Raw genomic sequence first — 17,154 nt, 5'->3', positions numbered from 1 at the left:
CTAACTCATAACTTCAACTTTGCCTTGATTTTTTCTTTCAAATCTCAAGGTCTATTTGTCATGCACTTTTTTATTGATTCTGTCGAAGTTTCTTATTATTTATCGATTGACATATTACCAGATTGCTTTTATTAGTATTGGTTGTAAGTGGACTAGATTTTTTCTAAAATTGGATGTTATCTAGTGAGTAGGGTGTTGATCATCTTCCTGATAAGCATGTCGGCATCTTCTTCAGGTACTTCCTTGAAATAACCTTGTTTCAGTTCTTCCAAAGTCTCAGAAACTTTCTTGTTTTGTTCCATTTTTCTTCCTCCTTAATATTTTCCATTTTCGTGAACATATTGAAAAGTAGAGATTACGTTTTCAGGCAAGGCATCGGTTTTGGCCATTAAAACCATATCAACAGAGAAAATATAATTTCCACCTGGAGCCAAAGTATCAAGACATTCTTTTGCCTTATCGATGCATTGCTGCTTGGTTCCCCTAGCAAGTAGGCTTATGGGCATGCCACCCATTATGGTCATCTTCTTGCCGATTCTTTCTTTGTAAGTTTTCAAGTCTCCATGTTCGAAAAGTCCGATAACTTTTCCTTCATCCGGCAAAGCTTGAAGTATATCTAAATACGGCATCCAGTCGTTTTCCATGTAGAACAAAATAGTATATCCTCTTTTTACGCTTAATTCTTCCACAAATTTTTTCATGAAAGGGAAGTAGAATTTTTCGAAGTCTTTAGGCTTCAAGAATGTCGGTAAATGCAGAGGGGAAAACACAAAATGTTCGTCATTCGGTGTTTTGTATGATTCTGTAACCATTTGTATGACAAAATTAGAAATCGAATGACAAGCTGCGATCAATTCATTTGGTCGTCTTCTTATATCACCGGCAATCCCTGTGAAGTCACGAAGGTAATCTAAAATGATATCTGGAGCAACATAACCGGCAGCTCTTGACATTACGGGCATACCAAGTTCAGTTTCGATACGTCTCACAACAGATCCATTGTATACGGCAAAGTCTTTAAAATCGTCAAATGCTTCTTCGAATAATGCCAGATTTTTATCAGAACTTTGGTTTAGAACTGGGTATTTCCTTGGTATGATGACGTCTGAAAAAAACTTTTGAGGGTCTTCAATCAATCCAGGGTATTCATCAGGTTCCATGGTAGTTCCGTGACTTCCCTTAATTTGAAGGCTGTCATCTGTTACAGTGTAAATTCCTTCTCCAAATTTTTTCATCATTTTCAGGGGGATTATATTGCTGGTTCCCAAAAATCCGTCTAAATAAATTTCGTCGGCAACTTTTTTAAATGCACTAAACAATATTTCAGGATCTTTTGTAAAGGCATCTTTAAGACTAACACCAGCATAATGCATTATCCAAGTCTCGATATTCGGTAAAACCGGCACTCTATCTGGAATGCCTTTGCTAAAAGCTGTTTGCAGTCGATTCATTTTTTCTCGGTAAACGATTTCAGCACTCATTTTCTATTAACCTCCAATATAGTATAGTTTCAAATCAGTAAATTCTACTTGAATCAAAATAGATACAAATAGAATTTGATACGGATATAATTTATATATTATACTATTTTTTAAAAAAGTCAACACAAAAATATATGTATTAATAAATTTGTCAAATTAAATTTCATGTATTATAATCATAATTAGACTTGATTTAGAAAGGAATAAAGAACATGGGAACTTATCCTGCAGGCGAACTGACAAAACAAAAATTATATGAAGTAGCCAAAGAAGTTTTTTATGAAAAAGGATACATAAATGCCACCTTAAAAGAAATTTGTCTTAGGGCAGGGGTGAAGCAATCAGTATTTTTTTATCATTACAAAGATAAAAATGAAATTGCAAAACTTATATACACAAAATACGGTGAAAAATCAACAGGTATGATCAATGATGAAGTCAGGCAAAATGCATATACTACTGATCTTATAAATTACACTTGTATTTGTTCGGCTGTGTTTTATTACAATACACTTGAAGACCCAAACCTGAACCGATTTTGGGCAGAGATGTATTTGAATAATATGCCTCTAGATATCCCTTTCTTTAGACATAGATATAGGAACATGTATATAAAACGAAAGCTCGATGCAAACAGTTTAGATTTTGATTTCTATTTGATAAGCAGCACTTCAGTAGATGGAGTTTTGCTGCAAAAGTATTACAATAAGGATTTTGATGCTACCCCGGATCAATTAGTTAGGTTTAAGCTTTCCAATATGTTGTGGGGATTAAAGTTTGAACAGAAGGAAATTGATGAGCGGATAGACAAGATAATGGAGATAGCAAAAAAAATCACTGTCCATTCAGGAAAGAATTTTGAAATATTTTATAGTAGAGACAACATCGAAAACATCTGATAGGAAGTATATATTACTAAATAGTCAAACCAAACATAAAAAGGGCTCTATTATCCAATCGATTGGACAATAGAGCCCTTTTTATGTTTTTACCAATTATTTCACCGAGTCATAATTCTGCAATAATTATGTTGCATAATGGGAACAAGAATAAAAAAGGAGATGGATCATATGTTTATAGGATTGATTTTAATAGGTGTGTTGATATATTTCTTGGCCACGGGAGACAACTTCTCCACTGTTGTCAAAAAGAACAACAATGCCGAAGAACTTTTGAAAGAAAGATTTGTCAGAGGTGAAATTGACGAAGAAACTTATTACAGAATGAAAAGAGTATTGTAAGTTTAATAAAGAAATTAAATAGGAGGAGGAATTATGATGTTTAATAGAGGATTTAACATTTTTGGAGGATGTTTCAATGGTGGTTTTATGGGACCTTGGATGTTTTTGGTAATAGGTGGATTGATACTGGCAACAGTGGCGATCGTTTTGCTGGTTCTCAACAAGAGAAAAAAGACTGGTAATGAAGACAGTGACTTGCTGGAGATGTTGAAGGAAAGATATGTTCGCGGAGAGATCACAGAAGAAGAATATATAGAGAAAAAAAGAGTGTTAAGAGACGGGAAGTGATATCATGAAAGCACTAGGCATCGGATTGTTGATTTTGGCAATAGTAATGGCCGGAGCAGGTTTGGCCATGGGAGTATTTTTTTCAGCTGATGATCTGGATTTGAATTATTCAAATGGCTCTGTATACGATCAAAACGACAGGGATTACAGAGATTTTTCAGACCGACAATATATGATGGATAGATTTTACGACGACGATGACAACAGGCGATACCCGGGCAGGATGATGGGCGGTGGATTTTGGCAGGACCCATTGGATGAGGGAGAAGTTTTGACTGAAGAAAAAGCAATTGAAAGAGTAGAAAATCATATTCAAAGGTTTGGAGATCAATATGAAATAGGAGAAATTTCCAAAAATGATGAAGGTGATTATTTGGCAACTATCATTGACAAGGACTCTAAAGACCAGGTTATTTTGCTGATTGTCGATTCTGATACAGGGTATGTATATCAACAGGCAAATTAAGGTATGGTGGGAAACTTTTGATTTATGACTAGAAGATAAAGTTGATGTTTGGAAGGTGAAAGGATGAAATTTAAAATCCTAGTGGTTGAAGATCAAAAGGAAATAAGTCAAATAGTGATCAAATATCTTGAAAAAGAAGGGTTTGACTGCTTGTTGGCGGAAGATGGTTTTAAAGCATTGGAGTTGTTTGCGGAAAATTCCTTTCACCTTGTAATTTTAGATGTCATGATGCCAGGAATCGATGGATTTGAAGTTCTATCTGAAATCCGTAGAATATCAAACATTCCGGTTATAATGCTTACAGCCAGAGAGATGGAACCGGACAGGATAAAAGGTTTTGACTTGGGTGCGGATGATTATGTAGTCAAGCCCTTCAGCCCAAGAGAATTAATGGGAAGAGTAAGGTCAATACTCAGACGGGTATACAATGAAAAGGAAGACCGACTACTTGAATTTGAAGACTTGCAGTTGTATACAGGAAGCATGAGACTTTTGAAAGGGGACAAGGAAATAGAAATTACTTCCACCGAGTTCAAATTGTTGAAGACCTTGATGGAAAACAAGGGGCTGGTATTGACCAGAGAGCAGATCATAGATCTCGCATTTGGTGTTGGATATGACGGTATAGATAGAAACATTGACAGCTATATACGACGGTTAAGATCCAAACTGGAAGACGATCCTAAAAATCCAAAATACCTTTCCACAAAATATGGAGCAGGGTATGTTTTTGGAGGTGGAAAGCAATGAGCATAAGAAAGTTGTGGATGATCGTATTGATGTTGATCGCACTTGTTTCGGTTGGCATCAATGCGTTTATTTTTGGTTCTCTAACAGATAAATATTTTGTCGATTATCTTAAAATCAGTTATGATGAGCACCTTGACCAAATAATCGACTATACGACTGCCTGGCTGGAAGAAGGAAATACGGGTTATAGACAGATGTCTTCAGAACTGGAGACTCATTTGATAGATCCTATAATAAGGATTCAGCTTTATGATCCATCAGGTCGAGAGTTGGTAGATGTATCATCAGACTATCACATCAGGGGAATGATGATGGATGACAGGATGCCAAGAATGCGCAGTACGGGGGAAGAAGAGATTGACAAATATGTCATAGAAAGTGACGGATCGGAAATTGGAACCCTTGTGATCACGCGTCACAGTACAGCAGACGATTCACTGGTCGCAAGACTGTTCAAAGCCGCATTGCTTAAAAACAGCCTTTTTTCAATAGGCATAGCATTAATAATATCGGCAATTGCAGGTATATACATAAGTGGATCCATGAGCAGGGACTTGAAGGAAACCGCCTTGATGGCCAGTGTTATACAGGGGCAGGGAGTAATAGATGATAAAAAATCATTTGTCAATGAAATATCCAGCATAAGAGAAAGTCTAAAAGATTTAAGCGTGAGACTTCGACTGAAGCAAAAGAGCAGAAAGGAATTGACGGACCAATTGCTTCATGAGACCAGGACTCCATTGACAATACTCAAATCTCATCTTGAAGCTATAGAAGATGGAGTAATAGATGCAGATGACAGCGAAATTCAACTACTGAAAGGTCAAATAGAAAATGTTACCGCCATTATAGCAAATCTCAGCAGCATGATCGATGCTGAAAGTGACATAAACAGACCCGATATTTCTGAAATCGATCTAACACAACTGCTGAGGCAGACAATGAATGGATTAAGACCGCTTTATAAGAAGAAAAACATAAATTTGATCTTAAATGCTCCTGAAAAAATGAAAATACGTACAGACAGGCATAAGCTCAGTCAAATTATATATAATCTACTGACTAATTCATACAAGTATACCCATGATGATGGTAAAGTTGTGGTGGAATGCAGATTAGAAAGCGACAAGGTGATCATTTCGGTGCGGGACAATGGAGAAGGGATCGATGGGGAAGATTTGAAAAATATTTTTGATGCATATTATAGAGGCTCTGCAGATACCCAGGCAGGTGAAGGCATAGGTTTGTTTGTAGTAAGAGAAAATGTCAAACTTCTGGGTGGAGAAGTAACTGTGGAATCAGAAAAGAACAGTGGAACGATTTTTGAGATTGCCTTGCCCTTTAAGCAATAAAACTGTATAAGGACACCGCTCATTCATTATGACCGGTGTTTTTTTGTTGGAAAAAGTAATTCATGGTTAAAAGATGTCATAATATGGGTATCAATACCTTTACAATAGATTTGATAATAAATAGAATAAATATATCGAGGTCATTGACCACAAGTTTGATTTGGACAAAATTTGTTGCTGAAAGGGGACACATAATTGAAGATATTATTTTTGCCGGTACTTCAAATACCAACGGGGCATCATGCCGTTGCAGATTCGTTGATACGCTCCATAGAAAGCAGGGTTAAAAATATTGAATGCAAGAAAGTTGATATATTCAGTTATGGAAATGAGAAATTTGAAAAAAGATTAAGAGTCGCATATCTGGCATGGATAAGATTTTTGCCCAAATCCTACGGATATGTGTATTTAAAATCCATGCACAGTAATAAATCAAAGCGGAAATTCAAGATAGTTGAAAGAGTTTTCCTGAAAAAGATGAAAAAACTTCTTAAAAATGAGAATCCCGATTTGATAGTATGTACATCATCGATTCCTTCTTACATAGTTGACAGTCTCAGAGAAACAGGTGTTAAAACAGCACCAGTGTTGAATGTCTATACTGATTTTTGGGCAAACAACTTGTGGGGTTTAAGAAATACGGAATTTCATTATGTAACTGATAGAAATTTCAAGGAGGAATTGACAAAAAATCAAGCTGTAGATCCAGAAAAAATCACTGTAACAGGGATACCGGTAGATGAATGTTTTCTTGAACATGTAAAAAAAGATCCTAATGCCGACAAGCGACAAGTCTTGATTTCCGGAGGTAGTACAGGCTTGGGTGGTATCAAAAAAATAATTTCTCATTTAATGCTGGAAGGTTCAAGTTCATATAGTTTTGTGGTTCTTTGTGGAAATAACAAGAACTTATATGAGAAAATTTCAGACTTGAAAATGGATAATGTAAAACCACTTGCCTACGTTTCATCCTGCGACAAAATGAATGAAATATATGATTCCTCGCACGCTATAATTACGAAACCCGGCGGTGTGACAGTAAGCGAATGCCTGCATAAAAGACTTCCGATTTTTATATGTTCTTCATTGCCAGGTCAAGAAGAGATAAATAAAGATTATCTGGGTAAAAAAGAATTGGTCTACGACATAGATCTGGATCGATCGATAATCGCTCAACTGGATGTTTTTTTTGAAGATTTGGTTGAACAGGAAAATTGGGAAGTCAGGGTAGATGAATATTTATCTGAGATCGAGTCGCCTGCATGGAAAGAGCTTTTGAAACTGACAGAACATATCGATTAATTTACTTGCAAGGGAAGTGGTCGTTGGTGCATCTGATAGAGACGGTTTTGACGGCAATAGTGACAATATTTGCCGTTTACGCAATAATTCCCGATATACTGGCCCACAGGTTGGGTATCGGAGCCTGGAAGCGTCATTATTCTTCAGGAGTGGCTCTGACATTCGATGACGGACCAGATCCCAGGTACACATTGAATGTGCTGGATGTTTTAGATGAAAAGAAAATTCCGGCATGTTTTTTTGTATTGGGAGAAAAAGCCATAAAACATCCTGAATTGATCCGCGAAATAGTGGATCGAGGGCATATGGTCGGATGCCATGGATATGAACACAAGCACGCATGGCTCATGTCGCCTGTTGGAACTTGGAATTATTGGGACAAGGCCGTAAAATCCATTAAAGACCTGATTGGAAAGGAGCCTGCCTATATCAGGGCGCCTTGGGGAGGAGTTAATCTCGCTCTTTTGATATGGTGTATGGCAAGAAAAAAGAAGCTGATAGGCTGGAGTGCAAAAGGCAAGGATTGGAAAGCTGACAATACGCCTGAAAATATAAGCAGTCTGATATTAAAAGGATCTAAAGACGGGACAATTGTCCTGCTTCATGACAGCGGAGGAGACGAAAGAGCGCCTTTAAATACTATCAAGGCCATCGAAATGTTGTATGAGAGCATTGCAAATGATAAGAAACTGCCTTTTTCAAAATTGGAAATTCCTGAGTGGTCCTTGTCAAAGAGAATTTTTTTTAGGATCTGGGAAAAGTGGGAAAACATCTACGCCAAACATAATCGTGTTGAGAGAATCCATAAGGACAATATATTTCGACTTTCCTTAACCAACTACAAGGGGGAGAAAATCCTTGATGATCAAGGCGATTTATTGGTAGATGAAGGTGATGAAGTAGCCATGCTGCATTTGGATAATATTCGCTTTCAATCCATGAGCGGAAATTCAAAAAGAGCTGCACTTCAGGCGGTCAGGAAAGTTCATGGGTCCATGCCAACGCTTGCAAAATATGTTTCAGATGATAAAAGATTCAAAGATGTAAAGGTTTTGATGGGTGTCACCCTTTTAAACCGTGGAGTAAAAGGTCTGGGATTCAAGGTGGCTGAATATCCCAATGCACATAAAGGCTTCATAGCAAAGATCCAGCAGATCATCTACCGGGTCTACAATCCAGGTGGAAATCGAAAGGTGGAAAAAGATTCGGAGTCACCGAAAGTCGTTTGGATGAAGAAGGAAGATCTTTTTGAAAGATATCTTGATAAAAGTTAAGAGTATAGTCATTTTGAGTACAACGAAGGATCTACTTAATGTCGTCATTCTGAGTAAAACGAAGAATCTACTCAAAATACTACAAGCATAAACAGTATGCCGGTTGTCAGGTGTGCTGTTTTTTTATTATTCTGGATTGCAGAAAATAGTAAATAATTAATTTAGACTATAAAAATTATAAGATTACTAAATAAATCTCACATAAAAAGATATAAAAAAGAAATATATTGAAAAATAATAATATATAAGATTAAAAATAGTATATAAAAGTAAAATTATAAAAAATGTTGACAAATAAAAATGTATACATATAATATAAAGTAAATATTAAAAAATTACTAAATCAGTGAGGTGCTAATGAAAAGTTAACAGATTAGGCAAATAACTTAATAATTTTTTATGGAGGGATTAAGATGTTAGAAAAAGGTATCGGATTTTCTGGTATTATTAAAGATTTTAAAACGAATGTCAGCCCACAAAATATAGGTGCAGGTTTGATCGCAACGATATTTGGATTGGCAGCAGGAGCTGTGCACATAGGCGCAGGTACGGCGAATGGATTGCCGACAGAATTTATAATCATGTGGGTAACGAGCCTTTATTTGATCAATGGTGTTTTTGGTGTGATCATGTCAGCTGTTTACAGAAAACCTATCCCAATGGCGAACTCTTTGCCGGGAGCTTTGCTTTTTGCAGCAGCAATCCCTATGGTGGGCTTGGGTCCTACTTTGGGAGCAGCTTTAATAGCAGGTGTGCTAACTGCCTTGATAGGTATGTCGGGTGCCATGGAGAAATTGATGAGATTTACTCCCATGCCTATTGTAATGGGTATGATAGGGGGTGTGCTTCTGAAATTTGGATTGAATTTGGTTACTCCGCTCAAAGATTTTTTGCTGCCGGTATCGCTTATGATTATTGCATACTTGATCGCAACTAAGTTTATATCTAAATTTCCCGCTGTAGTTGCATCTTTGATAGTGGGAATTGCAATTTTGATTTTCAGCGGAGCTGATTTTTCAAATATAGAATTTGCAATGGAGATTCCTAAATTTGTAATGCCGTCATTTTCACTTGAAGCTTTTTTGGTTTATGGATTGCCATTAACAATAATATTGTGCGGAATGGAGACGCCTGTTGGAGTGGGGATATTAAAGGCGGTAGGATACAAAAACGTACCAACGAATGCCATAACTTTTGCAAATGGGATAGGAACTATAATTGGATCGTTTTTCAATCTGCATAGTACAGCTATAGCTGCTCCTATGGCGGGGATATGTTCATCGCCGGATGCAGGAGAAATGGAGGGAAGATGGATATCATCTTTTATTACAGGCTTGTTTTGGGTCATATGTGCGCCTTTTTATGGCTTGTTTGTCAAGTTGTTTCAAGTTACACCTCCGTATTTTGTTAGTGTTATTGCAGGCTTGGCATTGATAAAAGTTTTATCTTCAACAATCGGCAGTGCCCTAGCAGCGCCCAAACATAAAATGGGAGCAATTTTTGCATTCTTGATCTCTGCATCAGGCATAACGTTATACGGCATCGGCTCATCTTTTTGGGGGTTGTTGATTGGAATAATGATTTCCTTGTTTGTAGAAACCAAAGACTTTGATTTTGTTGGCGCAGAAAATTGAAATTGTAATTTTGATAGAAATATAAAAAAAGTGTTTACTTTTACCAATGAGATGATATACTAAAAATAGTAAGAAAAGAAATATTACTAAGTTTAAATTAAAAAAGGAGTTGAATTCAATGACTGATGTTAACAAGCTCTACGAAGAGCGGGTACAGAGAATGGAAGACGCATATAATCGAAGGGTTCCAGATAGAGTGCCTGTATATTCCATGGTAGACAATTATGCAATTCATTATGCGGGATATTCTTTAAGAGAAATTTTAGATGACGATGAAAAGCATTACAAGGCTTACGAAAAAATCATGGTAGATTTTCATTGGGATGCAACTATGTATTCTAGTATAACAAAAGCAATGAAATTCTATGAAAAAATCGGTGGAGGAACTTTTGAGGTGACTGACTCACTTCAAGTGCATTCTGGAACTCAAAACAATATGAAGGAAGATGAGTACAAGGAATTAGCAAAAAATCCTGAAAAATTTCTTTTGAACACAGTATACCCCAGAAAATATGAAGTTTTGAGAGAACCTTTTAATTTAGATACATATAAGAGATTTGAATCTGGTGTAGATGAATTATTTAATTTTTTAAAGCTGGCCGGCAATAATACCAAACGACTTAAAGAGAATCATGGTGTACTTGTAAATAGAGGGGCTTCAACATTTATGCCTATGGATATGCTTCTTGATTATTTGAGAGATTTTCAAGGCACGATGCTTGATATCCGTAGACGCCCTGAAGAAGTAGTCGAGGCTTGCGATTCAATGGCAGATTACTTATTGGAAAGGATCTTCAGCTCATATCCTGAACATGTTCCGGGAATGACAGTATTTATTCCCCTACATACACCACAGTTTTTAAGGCCTAAAGTTTTTGAACAAGTTTATTGGCCATCGTTTATAAAAATTTTGAATAAATTGCATGAAAAGGGGATGAAAGCACTTTGCTATTTTGAACGAAACTGGGAGCATTTGTACGATTATTTGAAAGAAGTGCCCCAAGATACTGTAGTAGGGTACTTTGAAGATGATGATATTAGAAAAGCCAAAAGAGAACTGGGCGGTAAAATGTGTATAGTTGGTGGAATGCCTGTAAGTAAATTGATGTATGGAACGGAGCAAGAATGCATAGATGTAGCTAAAAGCTTGATAGATGATCTTGCTCCAGGTGGTGGATATATTTTCTGCACTAACGTGATCCTTCATAATGCAGGAGATACTAAACCTGAAAATTTAAGAGCTGTAAATGAATTTGTGCGTGATTACGGAAAATATTGAAAGGAGAAATCAAAATGACTGATCAAGAGAAAATGATAGAAAAGCTGAAAGAAGAATACTTTAAAGAATTGACAGACGAAATGAAAGAAAAAATGGCTAAATTGGTCATTTATATGATGTTGAGTTAATTGTTAACAGGGATCGCTTAAATATTCGGTTAAGTGATCCCATAAAATCCACTTATGGGGGAAGAATTATGAAAGATAATAATAGTAGCGGCACTAAATGGTTCATGTTGATTTTGATGTTGGCAGCATTTACAGCAACTTTTGTCGCAAGATTCATGTGGTCTCCGCTTCAAAGTACTATGATGGAAGTATTTAATATTGATACGGCTGTGGCTGGAGGAATATTTTCTGTGTTTTTTACTGGTTACATAATAACTCAGGTTCCTGCTGGAATATTAGCCGATAAATTTGGTGTAAAGGTAATAATGGGTCTTAGTTTGATTGTCATCGGATTATCTTCTTGGGCAATGACCTTTGCTACGGGTGCATCTATGGCAATAGCATTACGTGTAGCTTTAGGACTTGGAGCAGGAACAATTTATGCCGGTTGTGCAAGAGTAGCTACCAATTATTTCGAACCGGAAAAAAGAAGTATGGCTTTCGGTGTCTTATTGGCTGGACCGAATGCAGGATTTTTCATAGCTAGCTTTTTTGGACCGAGAATCTTAAACTCTTTAGGATGGCAAGCGGGATTTCAATTTGCAGGTATTTTTGCCATAGCAGTAGGTATTTTAATATTCTTGTTTGTTAAAGGGGACAAACCGGAAGGGAAAACTCAAACACTATCAGATGTATTTAAAGGTTTTGGAATGTTGTTTAAAAACAAAGGTGTTATGCTTATAAGTTTATCGGGATTTGGATTAATGTGGTTTCAGTTGGCATTATATAACTGGGCATTTGGATATACAAAAAGTTTGGGTTTTGCAAGCAGTATTGGTACAGTAGGAGTCCTGATTGCACTTGGAGGCATTATAGCATCATTGATTTCTGGAGCTGTTGTAGATAAGTTGCATATAAGTAGAAGAAAGTATCTTATTGGAGGATATTTGGCAACAGCGGTAGCGATATTTATATTTGGAGCACAGACTGAACTTAATGCGTTATTGATCACTAGTTTTATATTAGGATTAATATCGTATTCAAACAATACACATTTGACAGCATTGGTAATTGACTATAGTGGGAAACAAATGGCTGCTACTGCAACAGGATTTTCAAACTTCATTTATCAGTTTGCATCACAAATAAGTCCACCAGTAGTGGGAGCAATGTTGATAGGGACGTCAGGCGTGTTTACCACATCTATTTGGACTGTGATGGCGCTGGGGCCGGTACTTGGTATCATTTTCCTCTTACTGGCAGCAAAGGCTGAAACTACCGACTAATAAGAGAAAATTCTTACAATTGCAAAATAGATTTGAAAATATAAGCCCAATATTTATGGGTTTATATTTTTATTTTATTATGATAATATTAGGAATAATACTATTTTGATTATTTTAGTATTATAAAAGAGACTAATGAGAGATAAATCACATAAAGGGGGAGTATGGTGATCACTTTTGCCATACGAGAAATATGCGAAAAGAAGAGAACATGTACAAAAAAGGTATAACTACAAAAAATAGAATATTGCAAGCAGCTAAAGAGTTGTTTTATGAAAATGGTTACGATAATACCACAGTAAATATGATCAAGGATAGAGCAGAGGTTTCTTTATCTGCAATTCCTTATTATTTCAAAGAGAAAGACAAAATTTTAAATGTAATATACTCTGACTTTTTAACGAATATATATAATTTGATAAAAAAAGAAATCGATGAACCAATTGACAGTTACTTGCTTCACTTCCACGCTTCAAAAATTTACTATTACATAATTATAAATGATCCGAACAATAAAAGATTCTATAGAGAAGTTACTTTCGCCCAATCAAATATAAAGATTTTATATCCATTCATGGATAACGTTTATATAAATTATGCTAGGGATTTTGGTATAAACGTAAGTGATAGGGAATTGAGATTGATAAGATTGACTGATGCAGGCGGCCGGCGCGAGATAATGATAGACAATTATAATAATCCAACAAAATATGCTGTAGATGAATTGATAGATTACCTTACTGCAATAGTGCCCAATTTGATGGGGATCAATAAGGAAATATCAGCAAAATATGCAGAGCTGTCATCAGAATTTGCCTCAAATGTTGACTATTCCCATATCAAGTTTTTGGTATGAATTTCATAGTACAACGAAGAATCTACTCAAAATACTACAAGCATAAACAGTATGCCGGTTGTCAGGTGTGCTGTTTTTTTATTATTCTGGATTGCAGAAAAAAATAATCAAATAATTTCAGATTGCTTGGGTTTGTTATTCAGGAGATTTCTATTCTATATATGAAAGTCAAAAAAAGATGGGTCATTTCCATCTGTTTTTTATATAAAAAAATAGAAATGGAGGAATTAATGAACAAACTAGTCGAAGAAATAAAAAGTACTGACGACGAAAAATACAGAATGGACAAGCTTGAAGAACTTGCAGAAAATCTGAAACCCCTTATTTATTCAATGTATAGACGATACGGATATGTGGAAGATTCGTCGAATGATGCTTATCAGAATTCAATAATAGTGCTGCTGGAATCCATCGAGGAGTATGATCCGGGTCAGAAGTTGCCCTTCGTTCTCTTCTATAAAAATAGAATATTTTATAGTTACATGGAGAAAATCAAAATGAATAAAAAGTTGAATAATTTATTGATCTATGAAGAATTTGATGAAAATCTTGAACAGATCAACGATGGTTCTCAAGATTTTGTGGAAGGGGTCGTGCGGATAGAGGAATTGGCTAATATAAAAACGATGGTCCATTATTTAGGAGATAAACAAAGATGGATCATAATCGAGCATTTTTACAAAGGCAAGAAGCTCGCGCAGATTGCCAAAGAACATGGGATGCATTACCAAAGCTTGGTAAAACTGAAAAAGAGAGCTTTGGATAATTTGAGAACAAAATACAGGGAAGCCTTTGGTATGGATGCTTTGAATGTGAAAAAATAAAATGAGGGAGTGGTAAATAGTGGTTATGCCGAATGCATGTAGAAGTTTTCTGATTCCCAAATTATTGTCTTTAAAGCTGACGGATTCTGCAGTTTTCATTGGGGCTGTATCCTTGATCATTCAACTATTTGGTGGTTGGGATCTACTGATGAACGCCCTTTTGATCTTCGTTGCTGTAGATTACCTTAGCGGATTGATGGTGGCTGTGGGAAAAAAGAAATTAAGCAGCAAAATTGGATTCGAGGGCTTGATAAAAAAAGTTTTCATATTCCTATTGGTTTTGATTTCGGCTCAACTGGACAAGGTTCTGCTGAATCATGAAGCATACTTTCGAATGATGACGGCATTATTTTATATATCCAATGAAGGGATATCGATAATTGAAAATGCCGCAATGTTGGGTTTGCCTGTACCAAAACCCATACACAGAGTATTGGAACAATTAAAAGAAGACTATGATCGATGAAGGAGGTTGTCGGCGACTTGGATAACAGGGAAATGCAGATGTTGATCAACGAATGGCTGGGTGAGAGTGATGTTGGGATCCAAAAGCTTGAAATAGACGGTAAAATTGGCCCGTTGAGCAGAGGAGCTTTTATTGAATTTCAGAGAGACAAGAAATTAAAGGTTGATGGAATGTGTGGACCTGAAACACAATACGAGCTGATGTTTTACAAGTATAAAAACTTTCGCAAGGAAGAATTCAAATGTAAATGCAATGGACTGGGATGTGATGGTTATCCAGTGAAAGTGGATGAAAGTTTGATTGCCTTGCTTCAAAGCATAAGAAAATATTTTGGGAAACCTTTGAATATTTCTTCTGGAATAAGATGCCCGATACACAATAATAAAGTGGGGGGGACAAAAAATTCTTATCACATGAAGGGCAGAGCGGCGGATTTTAAGGTCTCAGGTGTCAGCCCGGATCTGGTTTATGCAAAGTCGAGTGAACTGAATGGGACCGGAGGCGTGATCAGATACAAGACATTCACACATTTGGATACTAGGAAAGGAAAGCTAAGGCTGGATTATAGATGATCCAGCTTTTTTTAAATTAGCTAAAATAATTTTTACAAATACAGGTATTTTCCATATTTTATGTAGTATAATTTAAGGGGTTTTAAAATTCGATTATTTAGAGAGAATTACAGCACTGAAAATTGTGACACTTACAAAACATTCAAGAGGTGTACCTATGCAAAAATCCAATCTTCCATATCGTACCATGAAATTTAAAATTAGTTTTATTGGAACAATAATATTTTTGGTTATAATAGGCATGTTGCTTTTTAAATCGTATGTAGATCAAAAAGAGATCATAAAAATGCATGAAGATGCCCTTGATGAAATAGCGGTCGACACTATCAGTCGCCGGTTTAAAGTGAGTTATGAAATATTGGAGATGGGATTGACCCAAGTGATAGCCAATCCTTCTATTTCCAAAGCGTTTGCCGAAAGGGACAGAAATGCTTTGGCTGAATTGGTGTTGGAACCATTCGAAAAAATGAAGGAAGCGGGAATAAGTCAGTTTCATTTTCATCTACCAGACAATACTTCTTTTTTCAGGGTTCATGCGCCAAATAAATTCGGAGATGATTTGACGGAACTTCGAAACATGGTAAGGACGATTAATGAGGATAAAGATCATAACTCAATAGTAGGACTTGAAGAAGGAGTGCACGACGTAGCTTTAAGGTATATTGCGCCCGTTTATTATGAAGGCACGTATGTGGGTAGCGTGGAGTTGGGTTTTGAGCTTGGCCAACGCATATTGAATATCTTCAGGAATGCAAATGGTGGAGAATGGTACTTGTATTCTATTTATGATGATCGTCAGAAGTTGATACATTCCACACATGTTCAAGATTTGTATCCTATGGAATTCACTGAAGAAATAATTCAAAAGCTCAAAAACGGTGAGATAATCGAGGAGTATGAGGAGCCCTATTTAATGCAGATGATACCTGTCGACGATTATTCGGGTAAATATGATTTCTATCTGAAAAGAGTTTTTGACAACTCAGGATTAATAGGAATACAAAAGGATCACACTCGAAATAATTTGATTTTTGCACTGTTGGTGGCTATGATAGGATCATTTGTCCTGTGGATCGCAACAAAATATTTACTGGGGCCGTTATACGAGCTTGAAAAGAAAATAAGGAAATTTGAAGCAGGCAAGTTGAATGAAACCATTGATATGGATTGTGACAGTGAGATAGGTTATCTGGCATACACCATGGAAAATATGCGTAAATCCATTATACAAAGAGAAGAAAAGCTGAAGGAGCTTAGTTTTCATGACCCTTTGACCGGAGCGCACAACAGACATTATATGAAACATTTGTTTAAAGTTTTTGACTTGGACAATTCACATCCGATTTCAGTTATAATAGCTGACCTTGATAATTTAAAAAAGATCAATGATATAAGGGGGCATGCTGCAGGAGACGAGTATTTGATTTCCAGTACCAAAATCATGAAAAGTGTCTTGCGACAGACTGATAATTTATGCAGAGTCGGAGGGGATGAATTTGCCATAATTTTGCCGAAGACTGATGAAAAAAATGCGAGAGAAATCCTGCACAGGATCAATGAAAAAGTCAAAGTTCACAATCGCGATAAAAGTGGTTTGGAACCTTCCATATCTATATCTTTAGGTCTTGCTACGTGTACCAGCCATTGCGATTCCCTTGAAAATGTGTTTGATCTGGCAGACAAGCGAATGTACGCTGATAAAAATAAACGCAAAGGCAAGTCGGCGTCGGGTGAAGGTGTTTTGGCGTGGGAGTTTTAAAAAACGGTATTTACTGATATACTGAGACCATGAACATGGATAAATAGACTATAAGCAGGTCGCATTGATGAAAGTCCAATTTGAAGATTATAGCAAGTATGCTGCAGATATGTTTGATGTAGGTGAGAGAAATTCGATTTATGAAAACAGATTTCCAGCAGATCTGCAGAAAGCATTTGAGATGGGTGCAAGACTGGTAGAAAAATAATCAAGAAAG

19 protein-coding genes are annotated in these 17,154 nt (G+C 36.3%); 17 read left to right on the top strand and 2 right to left on the bottom strand.

Going from position 1 to position 17,154, the window contains the following annotated elements; translation table 11 throughout:
• Positions 1 to 176: 176 nt before the first annotated feature.
• A complete protein-coding gene (locus IWB18_RS12635) occupies positions 177 to 302 on the bottom strand; it encodes a hypothetical protein (protein WP_269747931.1) in 126 nt (41 codons plus the stop codon).
• Between the two features lie 12 nt (positions 303 to 314).
• On the bottom strand, positions 315 to 1,481 hold the full coding sequence (locus tag IWB18_RS10260) for a uroporphyrinogen decarboxylase family protein (RefSeq protein WP_195683530.1): 1,167 nt from the start codon (positions 1,479 to 1,481) through the stop codon (positions 315 to 317).
• Between the two features lie 212 nt (positions 1,482 to 1,693).
• Here IWB18_RS10260 and IWB18_RS10255 point away from each other — a divergent pair, with 212 nt between their 5' ends.
• The 17 genes from IWB18_RS10255 (at position 1,694) to IWB18_RS10175 (ending at position 17,145) form a co-directional block, all read left to right on the top strand.
• Positions 1,694 to 2,380, top strand: a complete 687-nt coding sequence (locus tag IWB18_RS10255) for a TetR/AcrR family transcriptional regulator (RefSeq protein ID WP_195683529.1) — start codon at positions 1,694 to 1,696, stop codon at positions 2,378 to 2,380.
• A 171-nt stretch (positions 2,381 to 2,551) separates the two neighbouring features.
• Entirely contained in the window at positions 2,552 to 2,722 is a 171-nt protein-coding gene (locus IWB18_RS10250) for an SHOCT domain-containing protein (RefSeq protein WP_207740811.1), read from the top strand.
• A gap of 33 nt (positions 2,723 to 2,755) precedes the next feature.
• Positions 2,756 to 3,010 (top strand): SHOCT domain-containing protein, encoded by a 255-nt coding sequence (locus IWB18_RS10245; RefSeq protein ID WP_225877829.1) that lies wholly within the window; start codon positions 2,756 to 2,758, stop codon positions 3,008 to 3,010.
• 4 nt (positions 3,011 to 3,014) lie between these two features.
• Positions 3,015 to 3,476 (top strand): hypothetical protein, encoded by a 462-nt coding sequence (locus IWB18_RS10240; RefSeq protein ID WP_195683527.1) that lies wholly within the window; start codon positions 3,015 to 3,017, stop codon positions 3,474 to 3,476.
• 63 nt (positions 3,477 to 3,539) lie between these two features.
• On the top strand, positions 3,540 to 4,226 hold the full coding sequence (locus IWB18_RS10235; protein ID WP_195683526.1) for a response regulator transcription factor: 687 nt from the start codon (positions 3,540 to 3,542) through the stop codon (positions 4,224 to 4,226).
• The gene (locus tag IWB18_RS10230) at positions 4,223 to 5,578 is read left to right on the top strand and encodes a sensor histidine kinase (RefSeq protein WP_195683525.1); all 1,356 of its coding nucleotides are present in this window, start codon (positions 4,223 to 4,225) and stop codon (positions 5,576 to 5,578) included. The genes IWB18_RS10235 and IWB18_RS10230 overlap by 4 nt, the downstream gene beginning before the upstream one ends.
• A 195-nt stretch (positions 5,579 to 5,773) precedes the next feature.
• Complete coding sequence (locus tag IWB18_RS10225; RefSeq protein ID WP_195683524.1) at positions 5,774 to 6,880, top strand: MGDG synthase family glycosyltransferase; 1,107 nt, start codon at positions 5,774 to 5,776, stop codon at positions 6,878 to 6,880.
• Positions 6,841 to 8,154, top strand: coding sequence for a polysaccharide deacetylase family protein (locus IWB18_RS10220; protein ID WP_195683523.1), 1,314 nt, complete (start codon positions 6,841 to 6,843; stop codon positions 8,152 to 8,154). The genes IWB18_RS10225 and IWB18_RS10220 overlap by 40 nt, the downstream gene beginning before the upstream one ends.
• A gap of 413 nt (positions 8,155 to 8,567) precedes the next feature.
• Complete coding sequence (locus tag IWB18_RS10215; protein WP_195683522.1) at positions 8,568 to 9,788, top strand: benzoate/H(+) symporter BenE family transporter; 1,221 nt, start codon at positions 8,568 to 8,570, stop codon at positions 9,786 to 9,788.
• A 118-nt stretch (positions 9,789 to 9,906) separates the two neighbouring features.
• On the top strand, positions 9,907 to 11,067 hold the full coding sequence (locus tag IWB18_RS10210) for a uroporphyrinogen decarboxylase family protein (protein ID WP_195683521.1): 1,161 nt from the start codon (positions 9,907 to 9,909) through the stop codon (positions 11,065 to 11,067).
• A 196-nt stretch (positions 11,068 to 11,263) separates the two neighbouring features.
• A complete protein-coding gene (locus IWB18_RS10205; protein WP_195683520.1) occupies positions 11,264 to 12,460 on the top strand; it encodes an MFS transporter in 1,197 nt (398 codons plus the stop codon).
• Between the two features lie 193 nt (positions 12,461 to 12,653).
• Positions 12,654 to 13,316 carry a TetR/AcrR family transcriptional regulator gene (locus IWB18_RS10200; RefSeq protein WP_195683519.1) on the top strand — a complete coding sequence of 221 codons (663 nt, stop codon included), beginning with the start codon at positions 12,654 to 12,656 and terminating at the stop codon, positions 13,314 to 13,316.
• A 230-nt stretch (positions 13,317 to 13,546) separates the two neighbouring features.
• Positions 13,547 to 14,140 carry a sigma-70 family RNA polymerase sigma factor gene (locus tag IWB18_RS10195; RefSeq protein WP_195683518.1) on the top strand — a complete coding sequence of 198 codons (594 nt, stop codon included), beginning with the start codon at positions 13,547 to 13,549 and terminating at the stop codon, positions 14,138 to 14,140.
• A 25-nt stretch (positions 14,141 to 14,165) separates the two neighbouring features.
• Entirely contained in the window at positions 14,166 to 14,606 is a 441-nt protein-coding gene (locus IWB18_RS10190; protein WP_225877831.1) for a phage holin family protein, read from the top strand.
• Entirely contained in the window at positions 14,603 to 15,178 is a 576-nt protein-coding gene (locus tag IWB18_RS10185) for a D-Ala-D-Ala carboxypeptidase family metallohydrolase (RefSeq protein WP_195683516.1), read from the top strand. The genes IWB18_RS10190 and IWB18_RS10185 overlap by 4 nt, the downstream gene beginning before the upstream one ends.
• Positions 15,179 to 15,365: 187 nt before the next feature.
• Complete coding sequence (locus tag IWB18_RS10180; protein ID WP_195683515.1) at positions 15,366 to 16,937, top strand: sensor domain-containing diguanylate cyclase; 1,572 nt, start codon at positions 15,366 to 15,368, stop codon at positions 16,935 to 16,937.
• Positions 16,938 to 17,004: 67 nt separating this feature from the next.
• The gene (locus IWB18_RS10175; protein WP_195683514.1) at positions 17,005 to 17,145 is read left to right on the top strand and encodes a hypothetical protein; all 141 of its coding nucleotides are present in this window, start codon (positions 17,005 to 17,007) and stop codon (positions 17,143 to 17,145) included.
• The last annotated feature ends 9 nt before the right edge of the window (positions 17,146 to 17,154 follow it).

This window comes from Alkalibacter mobilis (genome assembly GCF_015594845.1).
Lineage (GTDB): Bacteria > Bacillota > Clostridia > Eubacteriales > Alkalibacteraceae > Alkalibacter > Alkalibacter mobilis.
Note: the sequence above shows the minus strand (reverse complement) of the source record. Positions and strands in the feature narration are given on the sequence as shown.